20 protein-coding genes are annotated in these 26,380 nt (G+C 43.9%); 1 reads left to right on the top strand and 19 read right to left on the bottom strand.

What is annotated here, in order from left to right; genetic code table 11:
- The first annotated feature begins 628 nt into the window (after positions 1 to 628).
- A complete protein-coding gene (locus tag G587_RS0109260; protein WP_026492000.1) occupies positions 629 to 1,615 on the top strand; it encodes a hypothetical protein in 987 nt (328 codons plus the stop codon).
- 43 nt (positions 1,616 to 1,658) lie between these two features.
- Here the strand turns inward: G587_RS0109260 and G587_RS0109255 are convergent, their stop codons facing one another.
- The 19 genes from G587_RS0109255 to G587_RS0109165 all read right to left on the bottom strand — a co-directional run bounded on the left by G587_RS0109255 (position 1,659) and on the right by G587_RS0109165 (position 26,376).
- Positions 1,659 to 2,303, bottom strand: a complete 645-nt coding sequence (locus tag G587_RS0109255; protein ID WP_026491999.1) for a cytidylate kinase-like family protein — start codon at positions 2,301 to 2,303, stop codon at positions 1,659 to 1,661.
- A 153-nt stretch (positions 2,304 to 2,456) separates the two neighbouring features.
- Complete coding sequence (locus G587_RS0109250) at positions 2,457 to 3,167, bottom strand: ABC transporter ATP-binding protein (protein WP_026491998.1); 711 nt, start codon at positions 3,165 to 3,167, stop codon at positions 2,457 to 2,459.
- 98 nt (positions 3,168 to 3,265) lie between these two features.
- Complete coding sequence (locus G587_RS0109245) at positions 3,266 to 4,024, bottom strand: ABC transporter ATP-binding protein (RefSeq protein WP_026491997.1); 759 nt, start codon at positions 4,022 to 4,024, stop codon at positions 3,266 to 3,268.
- A 2-nt stretch (positions 4,025 to 4,026) separates the two neighbouring features.
- Positions 4,027 to 5,070, bottom strand: coding sequence for a branched-chain amino acid ABC transporter permease (locus G587_RS0109240; protein ID WP_026491996.1), 1,044 nt, complete (start codon positions 5,068 to 5,070; stop codon positions 4,027 to 4,029).
- A 4-nt stretch (positions 5,071 to 5,074) separates the two neighbouring features.
- The gene (locus G587_RS0109235; RefSeq protein ID WP_026491995.1) at positions 5,075 to 5,959 is read right to left on the bottom strand and encodes a branched-chain amino acid ABC transporter permease; all 885 of its coding nucleotides are present in this window, start codon (positions 5,957 to 5,959) and stop codon (positions 5,075 to 5,077) included.
- Between the two features lie 138 nt (positions 5,960 to 6,097).
- Positions 6,098 to 7,321 (bottom strand): ABC transporter substrate-binding protein, encoded by a 1,224-nt coding sequence (locus G587_RS0109230; protein WP_026491994.1) that lies wholly within the window; start codon positions 7,319 to 7,321, stop codon positions 6,098 to 6,100.
- A gap of 239 nt (positions 7,322 to 7,560) precedes the next feature.
- A complete protein-coding gene (locus tag G587_RS0109225) occupies positions 7,561 to 8,667 on the bottom strand; it encodes a hypothetical protein (RefSeq protein ID WP_026491993.1) in 1,107 nt (368 codons plus the stop codon).
- 262 nt (positions 8,668 to 8,929) lie between these two features.
- Positions 8,930 to 9,742: a hypothetical protein gene (locus tag G587_RS0109220; protein ID WP_026491992.1), complete on the bottom strand. Its 813-nt coding sequence runs from the start codon at positions 9,740 to 9,742 to the stop codon at positions 8,930 to 8,932.
- 85 nt (positions 9,743 to 9,827) lie between these two features.
- On the bottom strand, positions 9,828 to 11,219 hold the full coding sequence (gene radA / locus G587_RS0109215) for a DNA repair protein RadA (protein WP_026491991.1): 1,392 nt from the start codon (positions 11,217 to 11,219) through the stop codon (positions 9,828 to 9,830).
- Positions 11,220 to 12,123: 904 nt separating this feature from the next.
- Positions 12,124 to 12,531 carry a hypothetical protein gene (locus G587_RS0109210; protein WP_026491990.1) on the bottom strand — a complete coding sequence of 136 codons (408 nt, stop codon included), beginning with the start codon at positions 12,529 to 12,531 and terminating at the stop codon, positions 12,124 to 12,126.
- Positions 12,532 to 12,679: 148 nt separating this feature from the next.
- Positions 12,680 to 15,235 carry an ATP-dependent Clp protease ATP-binding subunit gene (locus G587_RS0109205; RefSeq protein ID WP_026491989.1) on the bottom strand — a complete coding sequence of 852 codons (2,556 nt, stop codon included), beginning with the start codon at positions 15,233 to 15,235 and terminating at the stop codon, positions 12,680 to 12,682.
- Between the two features lie 52 nt (positions 15,236 to 15,287).
- Positions 15,288 to 15,659, bottom strand: a complete 372-nt coding sequence (locus G587_RS0109200) for a GntR family transcriptional regulator (RefSeq protein ID WP_026491988.1) — start codon at positions 15,657 to 15,659, stop codon at positions 15,288 to 15,290.
- A gap of 98 nt (positions 15,660 to 15,757) precedes the next feature.
- On the bottom strand, positions 15,758 to 17,167 hold the full coding sequence (locus G587_RS0109195; protein ID WP_026491987.1) for an SH3 domain-containing protein: 1,410 nt from the start codon (positions 17,165 to 17,167) through the stop codon (positions 15,758 to 15,760).
- Between the two features lie 216 nt (positions 17,168 to 17,383).
- Positions 17,384 to 18,658 (bottom strand): phosphoribosylamine--glycine ligase, encoded by a 1,275-nt coding sequence (purD, locus tag G587_RS0109190; RefSeq protein WP_026491986.1) that lies wholly within the window; start codon positions 18,656 to 18,658, stop codon positions 17,384 to 17,386.
- Positions 18,659 to 18,726: 68 nt separating this feature from the next.
- A complete protein-coding gene (gene purN, locus G587_RS0109185) occupies positions 18,727 to 19,374 on the bottom strand; it encodes a phosphoribosylglycinamide formyltransferase (protein ID WP_026491985.1) in 648 nt (215 codons plus the stop codon).
- Entirely contained in the window at positions 19,368 to 20,402 is a 1,035-nt protein-coding gene (purM, locus tag G587_RS0109180; RefSeq protein ID WP_035786236.1) for a phosphoribosylformylglycinamidine cyclo-ligase, read from the bottom strand. The genes purN and purM overlap by 7 nt, the downstream gene beginning before the upstream one ends.
- A 24-nt stretch (positions 20,403 to 20,426) precedes the next feature.
- Entirely contained in the window at positions 20,427 to 20,927 is a 501-nt protein-coding gene (purE, locus tag G587_RS0109175) for a 5-(carboxyamino)imidazole ribonucleotide mutase (RefSeq protein ID WP_026491983.1), read from the bottom strand.
- 284 nt (positions 20,928 to 21,211) lie between these two features.
- The gene (locus tag G587_RS0109170; RefSeq protein ID WP_051200931.1) at positions 21,212 to 23,896 is read right to left on the bottom strand and encodes a DegV family protein; all 2,685 of its coding nucleotides are present in this window, start codon (positions 23,894 to 23,896) and stop codon (positions 21,212 to 21,214) included.
- Complete coding sequence (locus tag G587_RS0109165) at positions 23,893 to 26,376, bottom strand: hybrid sensor histidine kinase/response regulator (RefSeq protein ID WP_026491981.1); 2,484 nt, start codon at positions 26,374 to 26,376, stop codon at positions 23,893 to 23,895. Before G587_RS0109165 ends, G587_RS0109170 begins: the two co-directional genes overlap by 4 nt.
- Positions 26,377 to 26,380 lie beyond the last annotated feature (4 nt).

The following is a 26,380-nucleotide window of genomic DNA, read 5'->3' as shown; positions in this document are numbered from 1 at the left end:
TAAAGGTGTATTCTGATTTTCTGTTCTGGGGGAGTTGGTTGGGGCGGCGTTACGTCTATTTCCGTTAATCTATTGTGATTGGTTGCTCTACGAGATGCAGGTTGTGATTGGAGTTACGTCTATCCGCGAACAATTCTTATGGTCGGTCCATCTGCGGGTTACACGTTGTGGTTGCCATTACATCTATCCGCGAACAATTCTTCTGCCTGGTCCATCTGCGGGTTGTTGGTTGCAGTCAGCGTTACGTCTATCCGCGAGCAATTCTTCAGCCTGGGCTATCTGCGGGGAGAACGTTGAGAACGGCGTTACGTCTACCCGCGAGCAATTCTTCTACCTGGTCCATCTGCAGGCTGAGCATTATGGTTACCGTTACGTCTGCCCACGATGAATTCTTCTGATTGATTGATCTGTGGGAAGCAGGTTGATGTTAACATTACACCTATCCATGAAGAAAGTCCCTAATCGGTTGCTCTATAGTATATTGATTCAATTTAAAAAATATCAGCCTCGTTCTTAATTGATGATATTTGTGAAATTTTTCAATTGAACACTTCCTTAATATGTGATAACTTATCAAAGTTGATTTTCTTTTTATTTATGCCCGAAGAAGCATATAGAAAGGAAGGAAATGGAAAAAAATCTAAAATCTATCTACGCTGAGAATTCATCATGTGGAAGCACTCCCTATGATGATGTTTTCAGAACATTAGTAGTCGAGCACAAGGAACTGGTGCTAAGACTCATCAACGAAATGTTCCCCAGTATTCACTATGACGGGGACGAAGAAGTCAAGCAGTTAAATGACACATATTTTTTCAATCAGGATGGTGGACAGCAAAGTAAAAAAATAGCTGATTCTGCCATTGAAGTCACAAGCCATGATGGCATACAGAGAATTTTCCATCTGGAATGCCAGAGCACGCCTGATAACTCAATGATAATCAGAATGTTTGAATACGATGTCCAGATTGCCATCAAAGCTGGCAGCAACACATCTTCTAACAGGTTGGATGTGAAGCTACCCGAATCAGGTATCCTCTATCTAAGGAGCAACTCATCAACACCAGATTGCATGACAGTTTTCGTTCATGTTCCTGGCGGCAGATATGTTGATTATAAGGTACCCATTCTCAAATTGATCAATTATAGCTGTGACGACATCCTTAATAAGGAACTTTATTTTCTTATCCCTTTTTATCTGTTCAACTTTGAATCTGAATTTGATAAAATAGAGACAGGAAAACAGGAATTTGTAGACAGCTTCAAAGCCCGCTATCGCGAGATTTATGACAAGCTCAAGGAACGGTATGAAGCAGGCCTGATTGATGCCAGAACTCATCAAAAAATCATAGAGCTGTCGAAAAAGATAATCATAGCTCTTGCGAACAACAAATATGTTGTAAGAGAGGAGGCTGAAAAGATTATGGGCGGACAGGTACTTGTAACTGAAACAGAAACAGTATACAAAGCAGGTCAGGAATCTGGAAAAGAAGAACTCGATATTCTCTACTCCTGGCTTAAAGAACAGAATCGTACTGACGATATCCTCCGAGCTATCGGCGACAAAAATCTTCAGAACGAACTACTGGAAGAATACAAAAAATCAAACTGCTAACTTAAACAGCCCCCAGGAGCCAAGCTCCTGGGGGCTGTAATAATTAATCAAAGCAGTCTTCACCAAATCTAACCTTTGCGTAAGCCTTGATTGCTTCTACGCACTTCTCGAAGCCAAGCTTGCCGCTGTCGAGGCAGAGGTCGTAGTTAAGGGCATCTGTCCAGTGATGGCCTGTGTGATACTCGTAGTATTCTGCTCTTGCCTTGTCAATCTGAGCGATAAACTTCTCAAGGTCTTTTCCTGTAAGACTCTGCACCTTACCGGCCTCCTGCATGAGGAAGTCATGGTCTGCGTGAACGAAAACTCTAAGGGCATTGTCATAATCCTTAAGCACAAAGTCCGCACAGCGTCCCACGATTACGCAGGGCTCGCCTTTTTCCGCAAGCATCTTGATGGCCTTGGCCTGGTTACTGAAAATATTCTCATCTGATGTGAGATCAGAATCGCCGGGCTTTTTAACTGTTCCGTCATAAATCGTAGAAATCAGTGAAAGCTTACTCTTCCAGCTACTCTTCACCTTCTCATCTGCTGTTACAAAGTAGCTCTCGTTGATGCCGCTCATCTCAGATGCAACCTTGGAAAGCTCCTTGTCGTAGTAATGGATTCCGAGCTCGTCCGCAAGCATTTTTCCGACGGTACGTCCGCCACTACCATACTGACGCGCGATTGTGATGACTATATTCTTCATGCTATTACTGTCCTCCTATACCCTCATCCGTCAGCTTCGCTGACACCTGTCTCCGTTCCACTTCGGTCCGCGCATAGCCAACGTCCCCCGGACGTTGGCTATGCGCCCCCAGGGGGAAGGCTATTTTTTTATCTCAGCCTTGATAAAGAATTCTTACTCACCAAGATAAGCCTTTTTGATGGACTCGTCGTTAAGCAGGTCTGATGCCTTGCCTTCCTTAACGATGCTTCCTGTCTCAAGGACGTAAGCTCTGTCTGCGATGGTCAGCGCCTTCTTAGCGTTCTGCTCAACAAGAAGTACTGTCACGCCATCCTTATTCACATCCTCGATGATGCTGAATATCTCATTTACGAAAATCGGTGACAATCCCATTGAAGGCTCATCCATTAATATTATATCAGGATGTGACATGAGTGCTCTACCCATTGCAAGCATTTGCTGCTCACCACCTGAAAGAGTTCCTGCCACCTGATTTTTTCTCTCCTCAAGTCTGGGGAATCTCTTGTAGACCATCTCTATTGTCTTATCGAATTCCGCCATATCGTTTCTGGTGTAGGCGCCCATCTTAAGATTCTGCAAAACAGTCATATCTGCGAATACGCGTCTGCCCTCAGGTACCTGAGCCATTCCAAGGGATACGATCTTGTGTCCTGGTGTTGTTACCAGATTCTTATCTTTATAGGTTATCTCACCCTCTGCGGGCTTAAGAAGTCCTGACAGAGTGTGCAGTGTTGTTGTTTTTCCAGCGCCGTTTGCACCGATAAGGGCAACGATCTCACCCTTTTCTACATGAAAAGAGATACCCTTTAAGGCTTTGATAACGCCATAGTTTACACTTAAATTTTTAACATCTAATAATGACATATATTCTCCTCAGCCCTCATCCGGCATTTCGTGCCACCTTCTCCCAAAGGGAGAAGGCTGGAGATAAAACATCTCCTAAATGTTGAGCTTTTCTTTTTTTACTCTCCCAGGTAAGCCTTAATTACTTCCGGATCACTTAAGACCTCCTTGGTCTCGCCCTGCTTAAGAACGCGGCCGAAGTTCAGTACTGTGAGCTTCTCACAAATTCCTGATACAAGCTTCATATCATGCTCGATAAGAAGTATCGTCATGCCGAACTCTTTTCGTACAAGAGCGATTGTATCCATGAGCTCCGCTGTCTCGTTGGGGTTCATGCCCGCTGCAGGCTCATCAAGCAAAAGGAGTTTCGGTGATGTAGCCATGGCTCTTGCTATCTCAAGCTTACGCTGCTTACCATAGGGTAGGTTGCTGGCAAGAGTGTCTCTCTCTGAATCAAGGTCGAAGACCTTAAGAAGCTTCATAGCCTCTTCATCCATCTCCTTCTCCATTTTTCTGTATCTTCCAACATGAAGAACTCCCTCGATGCCGCTGTATTTAAAGCGCTCTGTAAGTCCCACCTTAACATTGTCGATTACTGACATCTGATGGAACAGACGGATATTCTGGAAGGTTCTTGCTATTCCGGAATGATTTATCTCGATGGTATTTTTCCTGGTGATATCCTCACCGTCAAGGCGGATGATACCTTCATTCGGCTTATATACGCCGGTGAGCAGGTTGAATACTGTAGTCTTGCCGGCACCGTTAGGTCCGATCAGTCCGTAAAGCTCTCCCTTTTCTATTTCAAGGCTGAAGTCGTCAACGGCTCTCAGTCCTCCAAATGCAATACTTAAATTATTAACCTGAAGTAATTTCATAGTTACGCATTCCTTTTAATAAACTTGTGTGCTACCTTCTGTCTCCACTGAACTGCTGCGGGTGCCCAGTTAAAGAGCATCATCACGATAAGCACGATTGAATAGATTAGCATTCTGTATGTATTAAGGCCTCTGAGCATCTCAGGAAGCAGATACAGAATTGCTGCTGCAATGACTGAACCTCTGATGTTTCCGATTCCTCCAAGCACCACATACACCAGGATCATGATTGATGCGTTGTAGCCGAAGTACTGTGAAGTAGCTGTCAGTGATGTGATGTTGTGTGAAAACAGAACGCCTGCAGCTCCTGCAATAGCAGCAGAGATTGTGAAGGCCATCATCTTATAACGGGTTACGTTGATACCTGCTGATTCAGCTGCAATGCTGTTGTCACGAACAGCCATGATCGCACGTCCGTCTCTTGAGTTCATAAGATTAAGAACTACAAAGAGTGAAAGCAGAAGCACCACGATTGCTATAGTGAAATTAGCATCTCTGGGAGTTCCTGTGATTCCCATGGCTCCGTTGATAACAACCTGTCCGTCAGGCTCCATGCCAAGCTCCATCACATTGTTCATTGAAATGTGAGGTCCCTTGGAATCCACACCAAAGTAAATTGCATTGATTACGTTTTTAATGATCTCGCCGAAGGCCAGTGTGACAATTGCAAGGTAGTCACCCTTGAGCCTAAGTACGGGAATACCTATTAAAAATCCAAACAGCGCTGCAAATGCGATTCCAATTACAAATGCCAGGAAAAATCTGGGCGCTGTGGGAATATTATTCTGAGTTAATTTTGAGAAAACAGCACTTGAAAAAGCACCAATACACATAAATCCGCAGTGTCCGATACTCAGCTCTCCGAGAATTCCGACGCAGAGGTTAAGCGCTACTGCTATTATTGCGTAATAAGTCATCGGTACTAAAAGTCCCTTCAAATGACTTGAAAGGTTGCCTGTTTTCATAAGGATTTCCATGATCAGATATAAAGCGATCACGATTCCATAAGTAATTAAGTTATCTCTAAGTCTCTTTTTTGCAGCCATATCATTACACCTTTTCTTGAATTTTTTTACCTAAAAGGCCAGTGGGCTTAACAAGGAGCACCACAATGAGAATACCGAACACGATAGCATCTGACAGCTGTGATGAAATGTAGGTTCTGCTGAGAATCTCTACGATTCCGAGAACAAGTCCACCGATCATCGCGCCGGGGATTGATCCGATTCCTCCGAATACTGCAGCAACGAAAGCCTTGATTCCGGGCATCGCACCGAGATAGGGAGACAGTGAAGGATATGCTGAGCAAAGAAGCGCACCTGCGATAGCAGCCAGTGCTGAACCGATTGCGAATGTAAGGGAAATTGTCTTGTTTACATTTATTCCCATGAGCATCGCAGCACCCTTGTCCTCAGCAACGGCAAGCATAGCCTGTCCTTCCTTGGTCTTGTGAATGAAAAGCTGAAGTACAATAAGAATTACCACACTTGAAAGGATGGTAATGATTGTTACACCCTGAATCTTCAGGTCGCCACCTGCAAAGGAAAGTCCCTGCCATGAAACAACTGAAGAGAATGATTTGATATCTGCTCCGAAAATAAGAAGAGCAAGATTTTCAAGGAAATAACTAACACCGATCGCTGTAATAAGAACAGCCAGAGGAGAAGCTGCACCTCGTAGCGGTTTGTACGCGACCTTCTCAGTAGTCACACCAAGAAGTGTGCACAGTATAATAGCTGCGATGATTCCCACAAATGTATTGCCACTAAGTGTGGAACAGATTGTGAATATAACATAGCAGCCCACCATGATGAAATCGCCATGCGCGAAATTCAACATCTTGGCAATTCCGTATACCATAGTGTAGCCCAGGGCGATTATCGCATAAATGCTGCCCAGACTAAGTCCGTTAATAAGGTAGATTAAAAAACTCATCTTTTCCTCCGACAATCAATAATTTTTCATAAGGAATTTCTAACGAATACGAGGAATGCCTGTGACAGCATTCCTCGCAACCTCGCGATATTTTATTATATCAAAATTTAAAACTATTAGATACTAAATATTACGATATTACTCAGCTGTTACGTAAGCGCCATCCTTGATCACAACAGCCTTAGGCTCCTTGTTAGGCTCGCCGCTTGCATCCCATGTCATTGTTTCTGATGTAAGACCTGAAGCTGTGATCTTAACGATTGTGCTCTTAACTGCTTCGCAGAGATCACTTACGCTCATATCAGGTGTAGCACCGGCCTCTTCAAGGCACTGCTTGATGATGTATACTGCATCATAAGCGTCTGCTCCGAACTGGTTAGGTGTCTCACCATATTTTTCCTGATAGTTCTTAACGTAGTTAACTGTGAGATCATCTGTTGCATCAGCTGCGAAAGGTGTAAGAAGCATAAGTCCCTCTGCAAGTGATGTGTCAAAGTTCTCAACTGTAAGGATACCGTCCATACCATCTACACCAAAGAATATAGGAGCAAATCCCATTGTGTTAGCCTGTGTAAGGATAAGTGAAGCCTCTGTGTAGTAGATAGGAAGGAAAAGAAGCTCTGCGCCTGCATCCTTAGCCTTCTGAAGCTGAACTGAGAAATCTGTCTTGGAATCAGCTGTGAAAGCCTCTGCAGAAACTACTTCGAATCCCTGGTTGGGAGCTTCCTGTGCAAATGTCTGGTAAATACCTGATGAATATACATCTGAGCTGTCATAGATGATAGCTACCTTAGATGCAAGCTTGTGGCTTCCGATATACTGAGCGGAAGCAAGACCCTGGTTAGGATCTGAGAAGCATACACGGAAAACATTGTCGTAGTTAACACAATCAGCAGCTGATGCTGAAGGTGTAAGCTGGAACATATTGTCCTCATGTGTATTCTCACTTACTGCAAGTGAGCATGCACTTGTTGTTGAACCTACAAGGAACTGCATACCCCAGTCCTTAAGTGTATTGTAAGCGTTAACTGACTTCTCAGCGTTAAGCTCGTCGTCCTCGCCCTTCATCTCAACCTGATATCCGTTGATACCACCGTTAGCATTGATCTCATTTACAGCAAGCTCAACTGAGTTAACAACTGCAAGTCCGTATGCTGCTGCACCACCTGTAAGAGGTCCGATAGAACCAATTTTAAAAGTAGCTCCGCTTGCAGCACCTTCTGATGCTGTTCCTTCTGCAGTCTCTGTAGCTGTGCTCTCTCCGTTTGTAGATGCTGCATTGTTTGAAGCATTACCGCCACATCCTGCAATTGTTCCTGCAAGAAGTGCTGTCGCAGCCATCACACTTACTAAACTCTTCATCTTCTTCATAAAAAGTCCTCCTCGTATAGAATTCGCTTTCGCGAAAGCCATTTGCATCATGTTTATACATGTATACAATCTTTTTTAATACTTTAAAGTAGTGTAGTGAAAAAGTCAAGCATAACAATGCCCCGGGCTCTTTTAAAAGCCCGGGGCATTCCCTTTTCCAATACAATTACTTATTTCTTTACCTTGCACAAAGTCAGATATAGTCTTGAAGTTGTCTTACTTTTCTTAATTTATTTTTTCACAAGATAAATCGGTACAACATATCTTTCAGTTGTCTTATTCTTCTTATCATAATATGTAACTCTGATATAGGTTGTAGAATATGTTCCTTTATCTTTATACTCATGCCCAACCCAGTAGTCATGCTTATCGGTATTATCTTCTTTATTTAGCTTTATCTTTTTGCCGTTCTTAACCTTCTTCCATGAAATTGTTTTTTCATTATAACGCTCAAGTGATGAAGTATAGTCACCATCTGCATAAGCCTTTGTAGACACATCTTTCGTTCCAGGTATTTCTTTGTATACTTCTTTTCCAACTTCTATCTTCTTAAGCTTAAAGTTTTCGTTCATTGTTACCTGGATTTTGCCGGATTTACTTGTTGTTGCACCATATCCGTAGCCCTGTGACCATACCCTGTTTTCAGGCGCATCCTTGGTTTTTACTGAGTATGCAAGGACTTTTCCTGCGTATGTAATACTCTTAAAGGCCGCAGAATCTGCTACAGCTATGACCTTGAAGCTCCTCTTTGCAGTAGTACCATCCTTGAGCACAGCTTCATAAGTAACCTTATATGTCCCGGCCTTCTCTGTGTATAATCTAATTGCATATATTCCGTAGTCAACACCTTTAGGACAATCCTTAAGTTCCTTCTTGACTATCTCGCCATCCAAATTCCTATAGTAATACAGGCCATCTTTGCCTTTAATATCATAGTCATTTTTCTTGGTTGTACTGGTATCTGTATATTCATCCTTCTGTATTATTTTTACTTTAAGCGCCTTCTTATTGGCCTTAAAATTTTTACACTTCGCAACATCACAGGTAGTAATAATCCCTATTCCTTCATTTTTAGAGTTAGTCGTAATCGTAATAGCCTTAGTTTCAGATGTAGCCATTATTTCCAGTTGTTCTTCAATGTAATCTTCATCTATAGCTTCGTCTGCTACAAAATCTTTAGTATTAAAACTCCTTCCAGTATCCTCATTCTTTAATGTAATACTGCCATCCTTTTCATATGTCTTAATGATTTCAGCTTTTGCACTCATAGGTGTAATCAATGTGATTGAGAGCGCTAATGCAATCGCAGCAGCACCGATCTTAGAAATTTTGACCATGAATAATACCTCCTCTCATAGAGAAATAAGACGGTTTTTCGTAACCGTTTTCCGTGACACCCTCATTCTAACATCACCAAAATCAAAGTCAATGCATGTAAAAATGCCGCTTTTTTCTGCTTTATAAATTGTTTATAATTTCGTACATTAAAAAATACAGAAGGCGCATGGCTTTTACACAATTTAATAGAGTATTGTTAGCCATACGCCTGAATGAACTTTATATTCATTTAATAATTAAAAATATGAAACTATTATTCGTTTATTTAAATATCTCCTTGACCAGAGCTTCGTATTCCTCCATGGAAATCTTCTGATCTTTAAATGTGAAATCACTATCCTGATCATAGGTATCGGATTCACTTTCCCAATATTCCGCAGACAAAGTGAAGTTTTCAACTGATTTACCATCCTCATATCTGTCAAAAACATAAATCTGCCTTCCACCATGGGAAGTGTCGCTGTGAACTATATAAGTTTTTCCTTCATAGTCTGCATAGCTAAGATATCCGGTAGTGCCTTCACCCTCAGTAAGGACGTAGACCTTGCCGTCTCTCTCATCAAGGTACATTCCACCATAGGGGCCGTCCATGATAAGCTCATCCTCGCCGTCATTATCAACATCAGCCTTCTCATCCCTTACAAAATAGCTCTCCCAGTCCTCTTCATCATGCGGAAGCTCTGAATAATTGAAGGAGCTCTCCGTTCCGTCCTCTGCTATGCGAATTGCAGGGATCTCATCATTTATAAATTGGTCAAATAAAGAACCTGAAACAGGCTTCTCTGTTTCTTGCTGAGATGTTTCCTCTGCCTCATCTTTCTGAAGTACTTCCTCTGACTCATCCGCTGACTTTTGTTCTTCAGACTTTGTCTTCTGTTCATTAGATTCTTCTGAAACATTCTCGTTGGCAGCGCTGTCTTCTACTTTATTGTCTTCTACTCTGTTGTCTTCAGTTTCAATGGAAGGCTCTTCTGTATTAGTATTTGCAGGCTTACTGCATCCCATTATTCCTGCAAAAACTACCGTTGTCGCGCAAACAATTCCTAATCCCCCAAATGTTTTTCTCTTTTTCAATACTGTTCTCCTCTTCATTAAATTTTCATATTATATATTACATACGTTTATAACATTTCTGTATTATAGCAAATAAATTTCTCCTTTACCTTATCATTCCTACCGCATCCTGAACTGATGAAACTCCTATAAGCTTAATCTTAGGGAATTTCTTTGCATATTTCTCAGCCACTGTCTTCGGAACTATGCAGGTCTTAAAGCCAAGTCTCTCAGCCTCGGAGATACGCACATCAGGCATGTTTACAGAACGTACTTCACCTGAAAGACCAACCTCACCAAAGGCTATAACCTCATCGGGTATCGCTCTGTTCCTAAAGCTTGATACGATTGCCATACACATGGATAAATCCAGGGCAGGCTCAATAAGCTTCATTCCACCTGCAAGGTTTATGTAGCAGTCATAGGATGACAGCTCCAGGCCCACTCTCTTTTCAAGCACTGCCATAAGAAGGTTAACTCTGTTGTAGTCCGTGCCGTTTGCCTGTCTTCTCGGAAAATTGAAATTAGTGTGGCTTACAAGTGCCTGAATTTCTATAAGTATAGGTCTTGTTCCTTCAATCGAGCAGGTTACAATTGAACCACTGGCATTTTCAGGTCTTCCCTCAAGCATGAATTCAGAGGGATTGCTGACTTCCACCAGTCCCTCATTTCTCATTTCAAACACACCGATCTCATTGGTGGATCCAAAACGATTCTTCACAGCTCTGAGTATTCTATATGAAGCGTGTCTGTCTCCCTCAAAGTAAAGCACCGTATCAACCATGTGTTCAAGAACTCTGGGACCGGCCACTGTTCCTTCCTTAGTTACATGACCCACTATGAAAACTGAGATTCCAAGCTGCTTGGCAATTCTCATAAGTACAGCTGTCGATTCCCTTACCTGTGAAACACTTCCGGGAGCTGATGACACATTTTCATTGAACATAGTCTGTATGGAATCAATGATCACGACCTCCGGTGCACTTCTTCTTATAGTCTCCTCGATGGTTCCAAGATCAGTCTCACAAAACAGATTCATGTCCTGTGTAAACTCACCTATTCTGTTAGCCCTGAGCTTTATCTGCTGAAGGGATTCCTCACCTGAAATGTAGAGCACCTTTCTCTTATCTGCGGAAAGAAGTCTTGCTGTCTGTAATAAAAGTGTGGATTTACCTATTCCCGGATCACCGCCTACGAGAGTAAGTGAACCCTTTACCAGTCCGCCACCAAGAACTCTGTTGAACTCACCTATATGAGTGTCGAATCTGTCCTCTTCATTCAGCACAACCTCAGAAAGCTTCATCGGCTTGTTTTGAGCATCTGAGCCTCCTGCTGCTCCGGCTGCCGCACGCTTTGATCCTTTCCCCGTAATTGAAGGCTTTATCGTCTCCTCAACAAATGTATTCCATTCCTTACAGCCGGGGCACTGTCCCATCCACTTTGCTGACTCATACCCACAGCTCTGGCAGAAAAATACTGTCTTAATCTTTGTTGCCATATTCCTCCTTGATGTATAATATTTACCTTTCTAATGTCTCAAATTTAATATTTTTAGTATCCTTGGCATTTAATACTATATATCTTTACTATTTTCAATTTTTTGCAGCTACATTTAGCCGTCCTCCCAATTATATCTCACATTCTACACTTATTTCACTTCAATTTTGCCTGAATTTATCTCGGTTCAACCTGTTTGGTCATATCCGCATTTCTGACTTACCAATTTATCTTTATTTTGATATTATATACACTTTATCACGTTCTCAATCAGTCAATCTTGCCCTAATTCATTAAACCGGTTGAACATTTCCCAAAAATACTTCTCAAAATCCTCTTTTAATTCAACCAATTCAGATCAATTTAGGCCAATAGACTTAACGCCAACCACAACCTACGTTATACAAATCAATAATAGTCAAAATTACATCAACCCCGTACGCCTATAACCAAATTTGTTCGCGGATAGACGTAACGACTCCCTAACAATCACCCCCGCGAGCAATCAATATACCTCATCTCCATCAACTGACGTAAAACATACCCACCTTGACCAAATTCCCCCGCCCCTCACCTCACCCTGCCCCTCACCTCTCCTCACCTCGTCCTACGGGCTGCTTTGCAGCCCTTACTTGCCTTTAATATGTGTGGCTTGGAGTAGCCAGCTCTGATGGCGGTGAATTAAGAATATATATAATACTTTGCGAGATTTAAGCCACGTAGCTGAGACCTATCCATCTCAAGTGCCATTGCACGCAGAGATGGATGCTTAGGGCACAGCGAAGTGTCCGGCTTAACACGAGCAAATATTATATATATCTTACGATTCTGCCACAGAGCGTCCTCCTCCAAGCCACACATACCCAAATAACAAGAGGGCTGCGAAGCAGCCCTCTCTGATAATTTTACTTATGAATTTCTACTTTTGATGGAGCAGTTCCAAGCGGTACGCTGAAACTAAGCTTACCTCCTACTCCTGTCTGCATCGGACCAATATTCTTGCCGTCCACAAGGATGTGGTACTCTGCATTCTCTTCAAGTCCGACGGTAATTTGTGCGTCTCCCGGTCCTTCAACCTCGAAAGCCAAGCCTCCTTCACTCTCCTTAAAGTGTGTGACCGTTGTCCCCGGAACAGATTCATAAAGGAACATCTCATTTTGTTCAAGCTTTGTTATGTCCTTAAAGGTCTTAACCTTCAAAACGTTACCATCATGCTTGAAATCATCAAGCTTCTGCTTTGCAGGTAACTCGTAATTGCCAAAGCTAATAGTTCCATCAGCTTCTGCTCTCAGTAACTGCTCTACGACAGCCATTTTCTACCTCCTGTTTTAGATAGTGCCCAGAAAATCTGTGCAGTCTACTAGTATAGAATTTTGAACTGATTCAGAGATATTACTCCGTCTCTAAATACAACTTTATTATAAAGCATATATCCAATTAAATTTATTAAAAATTTATGAATCATTTCGATTTTTTGGATACTGTTTTTCTGGTTGTTGTTTTCTTGGTCGCAGCCTTCTTGGCAGGTGCCTTCTTGGCTGACTTACGGCCTGAAGTCTTGCCGGAAGCCTCCTTTTCACCCTTCTGGGAGAATACAACCTTGTCATCCTTGAGACCGATTGTGACCTTGCTGTCTCTCTTGATGTTACCCTTCAAAAGCTCCTCAGCCATAGCGTCCTCGATAACAGACTGGATTGCTCTCTTAAGCGGTCTTGCACCCATCTTGGCATCTGAATATTTCTTTACAAGATACTGCTTGACCTGCTGAGTCATTGTAAGGTCAATACCAAGCTGCTCCTTACATCTCTTGCTAAGGCTCTTGCTAAGGAGAGCTACGATCTCCATCATCTCCTTCTCGTTAAGAGGATGGAATACCATAATCTCATCGATACGGTTAATGAATTCAGGTTTAAACAGACGCTTAACCTCCTCCATTACTCCGTTCTTCATGTTTTCATAGTCCTTCTTCTCATCGGAAGCGGTGTCAAAGCCCAGCTTCTTGGGCTCGATGATACGCTGTGCTCCGACATTGGAGGTCATGATAAGGATCGTATTCTTGAAGCTGACCTTCCGGCCCTTTGCATCTGTGATATGACCATCATCAAGAACCTGCAAAAGCACATTGAAGATGTCAGGATGTGCCTTCTCTATCTCATCAAAAAGGATTACTGAGTAAGGATGTCTTCTTACCTTCTCACTGAGCTGGCCACCCTCATCGTAGCCTACGTATCCCGGAGGTGATCCGATCATCTTGGATACGGAGTGACCTTCCATGTACTCCGACATATCAACTCTTATCAGGGCGTTCTCGTCACCGAACATCGCCTCAGCCAGCGCCTTGGAAAGCTCTGTTTTACCTACACCGGTAGGTCCTAGGAAAAGGAATGACCCAATCGGTCTATTGGGATCCTGAAGTCCTACTCTGCCTCTTCTGATAGCCTTGGATACTGCAACAACAGCGTCCTCCTGGCCGATAACTCTCTGGTGAAGAATCTTCTCAAGCTTAAGGAGTCTCTCTGATTCCTTCTCAGCGATCTTCTTAACCGGGATCTTGGTCCACATTGCAACTACTTCTGCAATGTCATTTTCATTGACCACGTAATCCGCGTTCTTTTCCTTCCTATTCTCTGCAGCCTTCTTGCGGTTGTACTTTTTAATAAGTGCTTCCTGCTTGCGGTGTACTTCACCTGCTCCTGAAAAGTCCTCCTTCGCAAGGAGCTCCTCTACCTGAGCATCCATCTCCCTGATCTCCTGCTCCATATCGCGAAGAGCAGCTGATGAACCTGTCAAACGAAGTCTTACTGCAGAAGATGCCTCGTCTATAAGGTCGATTGCCTTATCAGGTAGATTTCTGTCATTTATGTATCGACTACTTAAGTCAACAGCAGCCTGAATAGCCTCAGGAGTGATCTTTACATGGTGGTGCTCTTCATATTTGCTTACGATTCCGTTAAGGATTGCAAGGGACTCATCTCTGTCAGGTTCTTCAACACTTACGGGCTGGAAACGTCTCTCAAGAGCAGCGTCCTTCTCCACATACTTGCGGTACTCAGTGATGGTAGTTGCACCGATCATCTGGATCTCACCTCTTGCAAGTGAAGGCTTCAAAATATTGGAAGCATCGATTGCTCCCTCAGCACCGCCGGCACCTATGAGGGTATGCATCTCATCTACGAAAAGAATGATATTACCGTCATCGATAACCTCGCGGATAACTCTCTTTATACGCTCTTCGAATTCTCCTCTGTACTTGGAGCCTGCGATCATACCGGACAGGTCAAGAGTAAGGAGTCTCTTATTCTGAACTGTAAAAGGAACATCTCCTGCCACAATTCTCTGGGCAAGTCCCTCAACAACCGCAGTTTTACCTACACCGGGCTCACCGATAAGGCATGGATTATTCTTGGTTCTGCGGCTAAGGATCTGGATAACGCGCTGAATCTCGTTATCTCTTCCAATGATGGGATCAAGCTTATTATCAGAAGCAAGGGCTGTAAGGTCTCGACTGTACTGGTCAAGCATTGATGCCTTCTTTTTGGAATTGTTTTTCCTGCCCAGATCCTCCTTAACAAGGTTGGCATCCTCACCCATTGCTGCAAGAGTCTCAGCATATATCTTCTGAATTGATACGTTCATGGTGCCGATAAGGCGAACAGCAACGTTCTCACCCTCCTTGATAAGAGCAAGAAGAATGTGCTCTGTTCCTATCTTATCAGCGTGGAATCTAGCTGCCTGTCTGTCTGCTTCATCGAGAACACTCTCTGCTCTGGGAGAAAAGCCCTCCTTATCAAGCAGTGTAATATTGCCGCCCTCAACGATGAGATCTCTGATGACATCCATCATCTTGTCTTCATTGATTCCATTGTCGATAAGTATTCTTGAAGCTACGCAGCCTTCTGTTTTAATAAGTCCCATAAGAAGGTGCTCTGTACCGACATAGTTGAGCTTTAAGGTTCTTGCAGTTTTTCTTGCAAGCTTAAGCGCCTGCTGCGCTTTCTCTGTATATTCTTTACTCAAGTAAACTCCTTTCCTTAAAGATCTTCATTAGATCTTCAAAAGGTATTTGTTATCACATTCCATAGCCACCGTAGATTCTGTCGACAATTTCATGTATTTCTTCCTTGGTAACACCCTTGCACATGGCTCTCGCCAGTACTACGCTCAGCATATCGTGAGCTTCCTCAAGGGCCTCAAGTTTATTAAGGTCAATTGCTATGATGGCACCACGACGCCTGTCAATCTTAACGAACCCTTCCTGCTGCAAAATGGAATAGGCCTTATTAACGGTGTGCATGTTGATACCGATCATATCAGCTAACTGTCTGACACTTGGGAGCTGTTCTCCCTCCCGGAACTGAGACGTCGCAATACCCATTATGATCTGATTACACAGCTGCACATATATTGCTTCATCACTGTTAAAATCAATTTCAATTACCATGTTCTGTCCCCTTTCCTGTGATACATTTAGTATAACAAAAGAGACTCTTATGTCAACAAAAAACCGCGCCTCACAGCGCGGTTTCATTATTTATCTAATTACTTATCATCGTCATCCAGATCAAGGAATTCAAACTCGAAGTCCTCGTCATCAATGAGGAAATTACGTGACTTGCGTGTAGCAGGTGTCGGATTGCTGGGCTTAACCTCACTTCTTTCCCTCGGAGGAGCAGGTCTCTCTGCTCTGGGCTCTGCAGGAGCGGGTCTTCTTGTGGGCTTTTCATCAGGAATAAGAGAAGCAGCTGTTCCCATGGGAGCGCCCTTTCTTACTGCAGAAGATGTAGCTGCAGGTCTCTTGCTGTCTGCCACAACTCTGCCTGCTGACTTAGGCTTGTCGCTATCCTTATCTCTGGCAAAGAACTTCTTTGCAGGCTTCTCAGCCGGAAGATCATCATACTTATTCTTTCTTGAGGTTGTCTCCTCTTCATCATCCTCGTAGTACATATAGTCACGAAGCTTGTAGATAAGAAGGAGAATACCAAGTACCAGAAGTGCTATAACAACAGCCATACCGATGAGTGCTCCGCGGAGCTTCTTAACCTGTCCCTCAAGGGCTGCTGCCTGCTGGCCTGTCTTAGCAAAGTCGAGAAGGTCGTTAAGCTTAACCTGTGTGCTCTCAACGTTATCATAGAGGTACCATGCCTCTGTGCCTGTTCCGTCATCCTTGTAAGCAAGTGAAAACTCGCCGTTACCAACTACTGAGGTATCAACTACAGGCTGCTCTGCGGGCTGTTCGCCTTCACCCTCAACGGGCTGCTCACCTTCGCCTTCAACGGGCTGTTCGCCACCTTCAGCACCCTCTGCGGGCTGCTCAGCCTCTGTAGGTGCCATCTCTCCACCTTCCTGAGGATCGTCTGACTGAGCCTGAGGAGCTCCCATTGTAAGGAGGTCTGCACGAACAAAACCTGTTCTTCCGCTGTCGCCAAACTTTATCTGGTACCACTTTTTACTGTCTGTGCCATTAGCCTCACCTGTTATGGTAACGCCATCGCCGTTCTTGACTGTACCAACAGTGCTGTAGCCTGTGCCTGCACCTGATCTTACATTTGCACTTGCAACTGTAACTGTTGCAGCCTGCTCTGCCACTGCAGTCACCTGAGTCTCAGGCTGTGCTGCGTTTGTGGTTCCGGCATCAGTGCTCTTGGTCTCGCCTGACTTGGAAACAAGGTCACTTCTTACGTATCCGTATTCCTGACCATTTACATAAATTCTGTACCACACATATCCCTGTGCGTCTGTAGTCTCATCGATGATATCAACCTTGTCCCCCGAATCAAGACTTGATACCTGCTGAGAAGATGTGCTCGCTTCAGATCTAACCTTAACATTAGAAGATGTTACTGTTCCTGTAGCTGCGAGAGCCATTATGGGCTGTCCAAAAACCAATATGCCTGCAGTCATGATTGACACCGCACCTATGGCTTTCTTCCCTAATTTTCTATTTATCATACCTTCTACCTCCAGTAACCAGTGTAGAAAAACTACACAAAATATTGCCTGTTGAACATTACTCTGGCTCTTCGGACTAAAATATTTGCAAGAATTTGAAGAAAAAGTAAAAAATTATCAACATTTGGTGTTAGTATAACACAAAACCACTATATTTTCAGCTTTTTATAATTAATATAAGGGCAAAAAATAAAATTTTATTTTTTGCCCCTACCATTATGCTTCTTCGATTGCTTTTCCGATATCGTGACGCATATATTTGTTATCAAAGGTTACCCACTCGGTAGCTTCGTATGCCTTCTTTCTGGCCTCTGCCAGAGTATCGCCCTTAGCTGTGATGCCAAGTACGCGGCCACCGTTTGTGACTACCCTGCTGTTCTCATCGAACTTTGTTCCGGCATGGAAACAGTAATAACCATCCTTGTCCTTGAAGTTCTCAAGTCCCTTAATTTCCTTGCCCTTTTCATAGCTTACGGGATATCCCTCTGAAGCAAGAACAACGCAAACTGCTGCCTTATCCTCGAACTTAAGGTCAACCTGATCCAGAGTTCCATCAATAACAGCCTCGCAAACCTCGATCATATCGGTCTGAAGTCTCGGAAGAACAACCTGTGCCTCGGGATCGCCAAATCTGGCGTTGTACTCGAGTACCTTGGGGCCGTCCTCTGTGAGCATAAGTCCGAAGAAAATAACTCCCTTGAACTCTCTGCCCTCTGATCTCATGGCATCAACTGTCTTCTGATAGATATTCTCCTTGCAGAACTTATCAACTTCATCTGTATAGAAGGGGCTTGGTGAAAAGTTGCCCATTCCGCCGGTGTTGAGACCTGTATCTCCGTCTCCTGCTCTCTTGTGGTCCTGAGCTGAGCTCATAAGCTTTATTGTCTTACCGTCAACAAATGAAAGAACTGAAACCTCTCGGCCTGTCATGAACTCCTCAATTACCATGCGGTTACCGGCATCACCGAACTTCTTGGTCTCCATGATCTCGCGGACACCTGCCTCAGCATCTGCCTTAGTCTCGCAGATAAGAACGCCCTTACCAAGAGCAAGTCCATCAGCCTTGAGAACGATAGGGAACTTGGCTGTCTCAAGATATTTTAGCGCCTCCTCCGGATCATCAAAGGTCTCATAAGCTGCTGTGGGAATACCATACTTTTTCATAAGGTCCTTGGAAAATGCCTTACTTCCTTCAAGGATCGCTGCATTTTTCCTGGGTCCGAATACTCTCAAGCCCTCAGCCTCAAAAGCATCTACAATTCCGCCTACAAGCGGATCATCCATACCTACTATTGTAAGATCGATCTGCATGTTCTTTGCGAATCTTACAAGCTTGTCAAATTCCATAGGGGAAATCGGAACACACTCAGCAAGCTCTGCTATTCCGGCATTACCGGGTGCGCAGTAAAGCTTATCAAGGTGCTTACTTCTGGAAACTGCTTCTGCTATGGCGTGCTCACGGCCGCCTCCACCAACTATTAATACATTCATGTTCGCTCCTTACCCCTCATCCGCCCTTCGGGCACCTTCTCCCCAGGGAGAAGGCATCTAGATGAGTATCATACCATCAAATCCGGATCATATCCTTCAATTACAACTTTTCCATCTTCTATACTTACCTTACCGTTTGCAATAAGGTCGATTGCCTTGGGAAGAATCTTCCACTCAGCCTGCTCCATGATGCGCTGCTGCAGTGATTTTGCAGTATCATCAGGTCTTATCATAACGGGCTTTTGCAAAATAATCGGGCCTGTGTCAGTTCCCTCATCAACGAAGTGAACTGTGGCACCGGACACCCTTACGCCGCGCTCGAGAGCCTTCTCATGTACGCCAAGTCCGTAGTAGCCTGTTCCGCAAAAGGACGGAATAAGCGAAGGATGAATATTGATTATTCTGCCGCTGAAGGCCTTAACTATCTTCTCGGGTATAACCACAAGGCATCCTGCAAGAACAATAAGATCAGGATTCTCTGCTACAAGAAGATCATAAAACGCTTCATTAAATGCTGCTCTGTTCTCAAATTCCTTCGGAACAAGAACCTCGGTCTTGATCCCGTGCTTAGCTGCTCTCTCAAGAGCGTAGGCATTGCGGTTATTACTAAAGACCATGCTTATCTTTGTGTTTGTAATTGTGCCGTTATCAATGGCATCAATTATCGCCTGAAGATTGGTTCCGCCTCCTGAAACAAGGACTGCAATGTTTAGCATATCTCTACTCCCTTGTCACCTGCCTCAACAGAGCCGACAATCCATGCCTTCTCACCTGAAGCCTCAATAGCCTTAAGTGTCTTATCTGCATCTGCAGAATCTACTGCGATTACCATACCAAGACCGCAGTTGAAGGTGTTGAACATCATGTGCTCATCAAGGTTACCTGTCTTCTGCATGAGCTTGAAAATTGCAGGAACTTCGTAGCTGTCCTTCTTAACAACTGCCTTGCAGCCGTCAGGAAGCATTCTCGGGATGTTCTCGTAAAAACCGCCGCCTGTGATGTGGCTGCAGCCCTTAACTGTTATTCCATCCTTCTTTATCTGCTTAAGCATCTTTACATATATTCTTGTGGGCTCAAGAAGTGCTTCTCCAAGTGTGCATCCAAGTTCGTCATAGTACTTCTCAAGACTCTCTTTTGTCATATCAAATACTTTTCTTACAAGTGAAAAGCCGTTTGAGTGAACGCCGCTGCTGGCAACACCGATAAGTGTATCGCCTGCCTTGATGGTGCTTCCGTCGATCATCTCTGATCTGTCTACAACACCAACAGCAAAGCCTGCAACATCGTACTCATCCTCAGGCATAAGGCCGGGATGCTCAGCTGTCTCACCACCGATAAGCGCGCATTCAGACTGCTTACAGCCCTCAGCTACACCCTTAACTATTGCAGCAATCTTCTCAGGATAGTTTTTGCCGCATGCTATGTAATCAAGGAAGAAAAGAGGCTCGCCGCCTGCACAGATTACGTCATTTACGCACATTGCAACGGCGTCAATTCCGATGGTGTCATGCTTGTCCAAAAGGAAAGCAAGCTTTATCTTGGTTCCTACTCCGTCAGTTCCGGAAAGAAGAACCGGATCCTTCATATTCTTAATATTTGCAAGGGAAAAGGCTCCTGAAAAACCTCCAAGACCACCAAGAACTTCCGGTCTCATGGTCTCCTTTACATATCCCTTAATCATCTCCACTGACTTGTAGCCCGCTTCGATATCGACACCTGCGTTTTTGTAGTTAAGCTCTGCCATGTTTTCCTCCATAAAAATCTTAAATTAATAATTCTTATATCCAACTTCCTGAAGATGAGCGTCCTTTGCAACGACTGCTTCCTTCAGGCCCTTTGAATAATCCTTGAGCTTTGCGAGAAGCTCTGAATCACTTGTAGCAAGAATCTTTGCTGCAAGAAGACCTGCATTAGCTCCTCCGTTTATTGCAACAGTAGCAACCGGAATGCCGGTAGGCATCTGTACAATGCTATAGAGAGAATCTCTGCCTCCTAATGAAGTTGTATGCATGGGAATACCGATAACAGGCATTGGGAAAATAGCGGCGCACATACCAGGAAGATGTGCTGCCATTCCTGCTCCGGCGATGATGACTTTGAAACCTTTGTCCTCGGCGCTCTTCGCATAAGAAAAGAACTCCTCGGGTTCACGATGTGCTGAGATAATGTTCATCTCGTAAGAAATACCGAGCTCATCAAGTATCCCAGCTGCTTTGGCCATGACCGGCATATCCGAGTCAGAGCCCATTACAATTCCAACCTGTGCCATATTTTTCCTCCGTATAGTGAAACATACATAATCCATAGTCACCTATGAAATAAAATCTATGCCACCGCAATCCTACCACAACACTAATGTGATTATCAACCTGAGATAACCAATTTTTGATAAAACTTCAAAATTTTTATCTAACGAAATTTTACTCAAAAAAATAAAGGACAAATCGCCCAATCTACGGCGATTTGTCCCATTTTTTCTATTAATATTCACAAAAACTTTCCACACTGCAAAATGGGTATGGTTCCCTCAAGGCAGTGTGGAAAGTTTTCCACCTACCTATTCGCTTCGGTGTCCTGGAGCATGTACAGAAGTCCGAATGCACCGCTTCCGTGGATGGCGGCCATGGAGGCTGATTCCTTCTGGACGATGATCTCGTCGAATACCATTATGTTGCTGACCCAGCGCTTGATTTCTTCTATCTCATTAATGGATAGGTCTGTGTGTGTTATGAAAAGAAGCTTCCTGTCGATCGGTGCAAATCTTGTGAGCTGATCCTCAACATAATTCTTCCTGCACTTTGAAACCGTACCGACCATCATCCTTCCAAGGGTTCCTCGTCCATCCCTGAAGAGGATTGCGGGCTTTAACATGAATACGCGGCTAAAGCCACCGGTCCTTCTCTTGATTCTTCCCATGCGGATAAGATAATCAAGAGTATCGATGAGGAAGCTGGTATGGATACGCTTCTTTATCCTGTTGAGCTCAGCTATGCACTCCTGAACGTTTTTACCCTCCTGACACAGCCTTATGGCCTGAAGCACAAGTATTCCTATGCCGCTTGATAAGCTCTCGGAATCAATTACGGTTACCTTATCAAAAGAGGCTGCTGCCTCCTTAGCAACATGGAACGCACCTCCTGCCTTTCCGGACATACTGATGTGAATGATGTTCTCGGCATCTGACAGGTGCGCAGCAAAGAAGTCCTCATACTCCTGCACGGACGGAATATCCGCATTCAGATTGTCCGCACCGCCTTCGCTCATGTACTTCAGGATACCCTCGGTCTCTACCTCAACACCATCAAGGAACAGACCGTACTTGGTCTTGATATACAGAGGAATAGTAGGAATCCTCAGCTTCTCTATCATCTCCTTTGGAATGTCGCAGGCACTCTCAGTAGTTATCAGGATAGGAAGTCTCTCCTTCTCTGACATGAGCTTGTCGCTCTCAGGATCGATATACATAGGTGATATCCTGCGAACCTTATCCGCAGGAAGGACTCTCAGCAGTGTATTTTCAAGCATCTCACCGGATATAGGCTTAAGCAGGAATCCATCAAAGCCGGCAACCCTGTACTTCGCCTGATCTTCAGATGAAGAGTACGCTGTAATAACGATAACAGGAGTCTCTCTGCACATGCCTCCCACCTGGGTACGAAGCTGTCTGAGACACTCGATACCATCCATCTCCGGCATCTCATAGTCCATGAAAATACAGTCATATTCAACATCCGCGCATCGTGACAGACACTCTATTCCGCTCTCTGCCTGATCGATAACCATCTTGGTATCCTTAAGGAGCTTGGCGGTAACTATTCTGTTCATAACGTTGTCGTCAACAATAAGCACTCTGCAGGAAGGCGCCTCAAAGCTCTGTCTGTAGAACTGCGTAGCCTCACGCTTTTTAAGAGTCTCAAGAGCAAGCTCTCCGACAGGCTCCTCATTAACAACCTCCTGAGGAATAGAAACAGTGAAGGTTGAACCCTTGGTGTAGATACTGTTCACCTGAATCTCGCCGCCCATGGCATCCGTCAGCTGCTTAACGATGGCAAGTCCAAGACCTGTTCCGCTTATTCCCTTGGTCTGCTCTACATTAACCCTCTTAAACTCATCGAAAAGATAAGGCATACTGTCTCTCTTAATTCCCATACCTGTATCTTCTACCTGGAAAGAAAGAGTTATCTGCTTATTGCTTAGGGGCTTCCACTTAACCGTAAGCTTTACGCTGCCTTCGTTTGTAAACTTAATGGCATTGCCGATTATGTTCATAAGAATCTGCTCGATTCTCACATCATCACCAAGAAGTTTCTTGGGAATTGTTTTATCTATATCGACATAAAAGGCCAGTCCTTTTCGTGATGCCTCTCCCCAGATGAGATTAACTGTCTCCGAAAGTAAAAGTGCAATATCGTATTCTGTAGGTACGATCTCCATCTTGCCGGATTCAAGCTTACTCATATCAAGAACATCGTTCATAAGTGATAGCAGCATCTTACTGGAGCTCTTAATATTGCTGGCATACTCAGCTATCTCATCCGTAGTGGCATTCCTTAATATCATCTCGTTGAAGCCGAGGATGGAATCTATAGGTGTTCTGATTTCATGGCTTACGCTTGAGAAGAACTTACTCTTCGCCTGGCCGAGTTCCTCAATTTCCTTCTTCTGCTGCTCGATCAGCTTGTTCTCTGATTTATATATCTGATTTTGAAAAAGGATCATTACAGTCATCAGGCCGCTGACCAGGATAACGCTGGTAAGTGAATCAAAATGAGCTGCTTCATTGGTGTGAGGTGTAACAAGATGTGGGAATTTATAAGCAATATAATAAGAAACAGCTGTTGTGCATGCACCGATTATAAGAAGGATATACTTTCTTACGCCCTCGACAGTCATTCCTATAAAGGTAAATCCGAACACAAACCAGATAGGCGAACCACCATAGATGCCGCCACCAAGAATAAAAGCGGTAGGCAGAATGATGAGCACAAGTATCGACGCTATGATCGTGGCTCCAAGCTGGGTTTTCCTCTTTTTGATCGTGATCATTACCACAACGGTGAAGAACACAAGGAAAAAGGCTATGACCATGATGTTGATGATATCATCCTTAACGATCACCCCTATGAAGATAAGCAGGAACATGGAAAGAAGCCCTATGACAGGTATGACTGAAAACATCTTTTCCTGTAGGGTTTTATTTCTGTCGTATGCTGCCTTGAACAAGCGCTTTAAGATCATGACGCACTACCTCCGTAAATCCGCATAATATCAGCTCTTACGGCATCAATCTGACGTTTTAAGTCATCGTGATTAGCTACAACAAACGCTTCCCATTTTTCCTCAGCAGCTCTCTCTATCTCGCCTGCTTTTCTGGAAAGGTCATTAGCGCCAATTATCCTGGTTGAAAGCTTGAGTCCTTCAAGCTTGATCCTGTAATTCTCCCAGTCCTTTGCCTCATATAGTTTTTGCAGCTCCTCTACGATAGAGTCTGCCTCCCTGTCAAACTCAAACAGCATCTCCATATAGAATTCGTTACTGCCACGGCATATCTTCACGCCATTCTGAAAATTGAGGAGCCCATAGTTCATAACCGTACCGACATTGCCACTAAAGCCCGGCAAAGTCGGCTCCTCTTCCTTTTCTTCCTTAACTGCAACATACTCCCACATGGTTGAGGGCAGCAGTTTTTTCAGAACTCTCTCAAGCTCTGACAGCTCTATGGGCTTAGCAAGGAATTCATCAAAGCCCTCTTTTACGAACATCTCCCTGACACCGCTGACTGCATTGGCAGTAAAGGCTATTATGGAAGTATGGTCATCCTGTCCCGCATTCTGTCTTATGAGCTTCATAGCCTCAACACCGTCAACCTCTGGCATCATATGATCCATGAAAATGACGTCATATTTCTTTTTCTCACACATAGCCACAGCTTCCATTCCGCTGCGGGCAAGGTCAGCCTCCATACCATAGCCGGCGAGGATACCCTTTGCTACGATAAGGTTCATCTCCTCATCATCTACGATAAGGGAATTAACGTTCTTAAATACAAGCTTCTTGCCACTGGTCTCGGGATCGAACTCCCATACAGCCATTTTCCTGTTAACGGCATTAACAATAGAATGGCTGAAAATAGGCTTCCTGATGTAGGTTACATTGCTGTTATCTGCAATCTTAAATTCAGGAGTAACTGTCACAATTACAGAAACATCCGACTTGATATTTTCATAGTAATCCCTGTTATCGAGGTACTCCTCCTCAGCTGTGATAACATGCGTGATCTGACTCTTGGCACAGAGTCTCTTAAGCTCATCAAACTCAACAACCCTGTGGATCGGCACAGAGAGTCCCTTAAGAATATGCATTATCATGATATTGTAGTACTCTCTGACAGCAGGGCTCTTGTACTTGTCATTTCTTAAGTAGCATGCGATCTCAAGCTTTTCAGGATGATCAACCACTACGCTGGGCTTCTCATCAACTACCTGCTGAGGTACTGTTACTGTAACCTTAGTTCCCTTCTTAACTTCACTCTCTATTCTTACAAAGCCGCCCATCTTCTTAACAAAGCCATTTACGATGGACAGCCCAAGTCCTATTCCCTCAGTTCTTCTGCTTCTTCCGGAATCGATCTGATAAAGGCCTTCGATAACCCTCTTTCTCTCCTCATCAGTCATACCTATTCCGGTATCGGTAACCTCAATGCAAAGATTTGCACCGTATTCCTTCTTACGGGCAAATACACGAAGATTAACGCAGCCATTTTCGTCAGTAAATTTGATGGCATTAACTATGAGATGTCTTATGATTCTCTTTATTCTTGCTGCATCGCCCACCATTCGGGCAGGGATGTTGGCATCCATATCTATTACTATTTCAGGCGTGCCTTCCCTCTGCAATCTGAACTCTGTCGCAACATCATTTACAAGAGATGAGATACGATACTCATCCTCCGACAGCACCAGAGATTCCGTATCGATTTCAGTGTAGTCAAGGATATCCTCTATTCTGCTGAAAAGTCTGCGACCAGCATCCTGGATTGCTGAAAGGTCAGCCTTCTTCTTTTCCTCCTTCTCATTATTTAAGAGAAGTCCTGATAGACCTGTAACTACGTTTATGGGGGTACGCAGTTCGTGAGAGATATTAGCCATGAAGTCCTCGGATTTCTGCTTCATCTCACTCATCTCTTCTTCCAGCTCATCAGCCATGCTCTTGGACACAGCAAACATCTCACAGATATATCCGGCAACTCTGTTAGCCAGAGCAATTGCCATGCAGTCTAAGAGTACTATTCCTGCATTAAGCTGATCAGCTGATTCAACCTTGGTCAGGATCAGTATCAGGTGATAGCCAAGAAGCATCAGATATGCCATTAAAAATATACGAAGAACAGGCTTTTCCTCAGTAAGAGAGAAAAGCATCATCGCCAATACAAAAATCAGCGCCGAATTATAAAATTGTTCGATATGGGATCCATAAAAGAACACCGCGAGCGAGATAAAGCCCGCATAAACGAAGACCCGGAACCTGAAGACGAACTGTCCGGATACATAGAGACTCCAGGAAGTAATGGCGCCGATTGCAATAATCGGAATCGCCCAAAACTCCCATTTTTCTGCTATTGAGACCACAATAAGTCCAAGCGAATACAGCGTGTAACACACAAGTATTACTATCTGAATGCTTTTTCGCATTTCCTCATGTCGCCTGCCTCTATCCATAGCT

The organism is Butyrivibrio sp. XPD2002, assembly GCF_000423945.1.
Lineage (GTDB): Bacteria > Bacillota > Clostridia > Lachnospirales > Lachnospiraceae > Butyrivibrio.
This window is presented reverse-complemented; position numbering and strand designations above follow the sequence as displayed.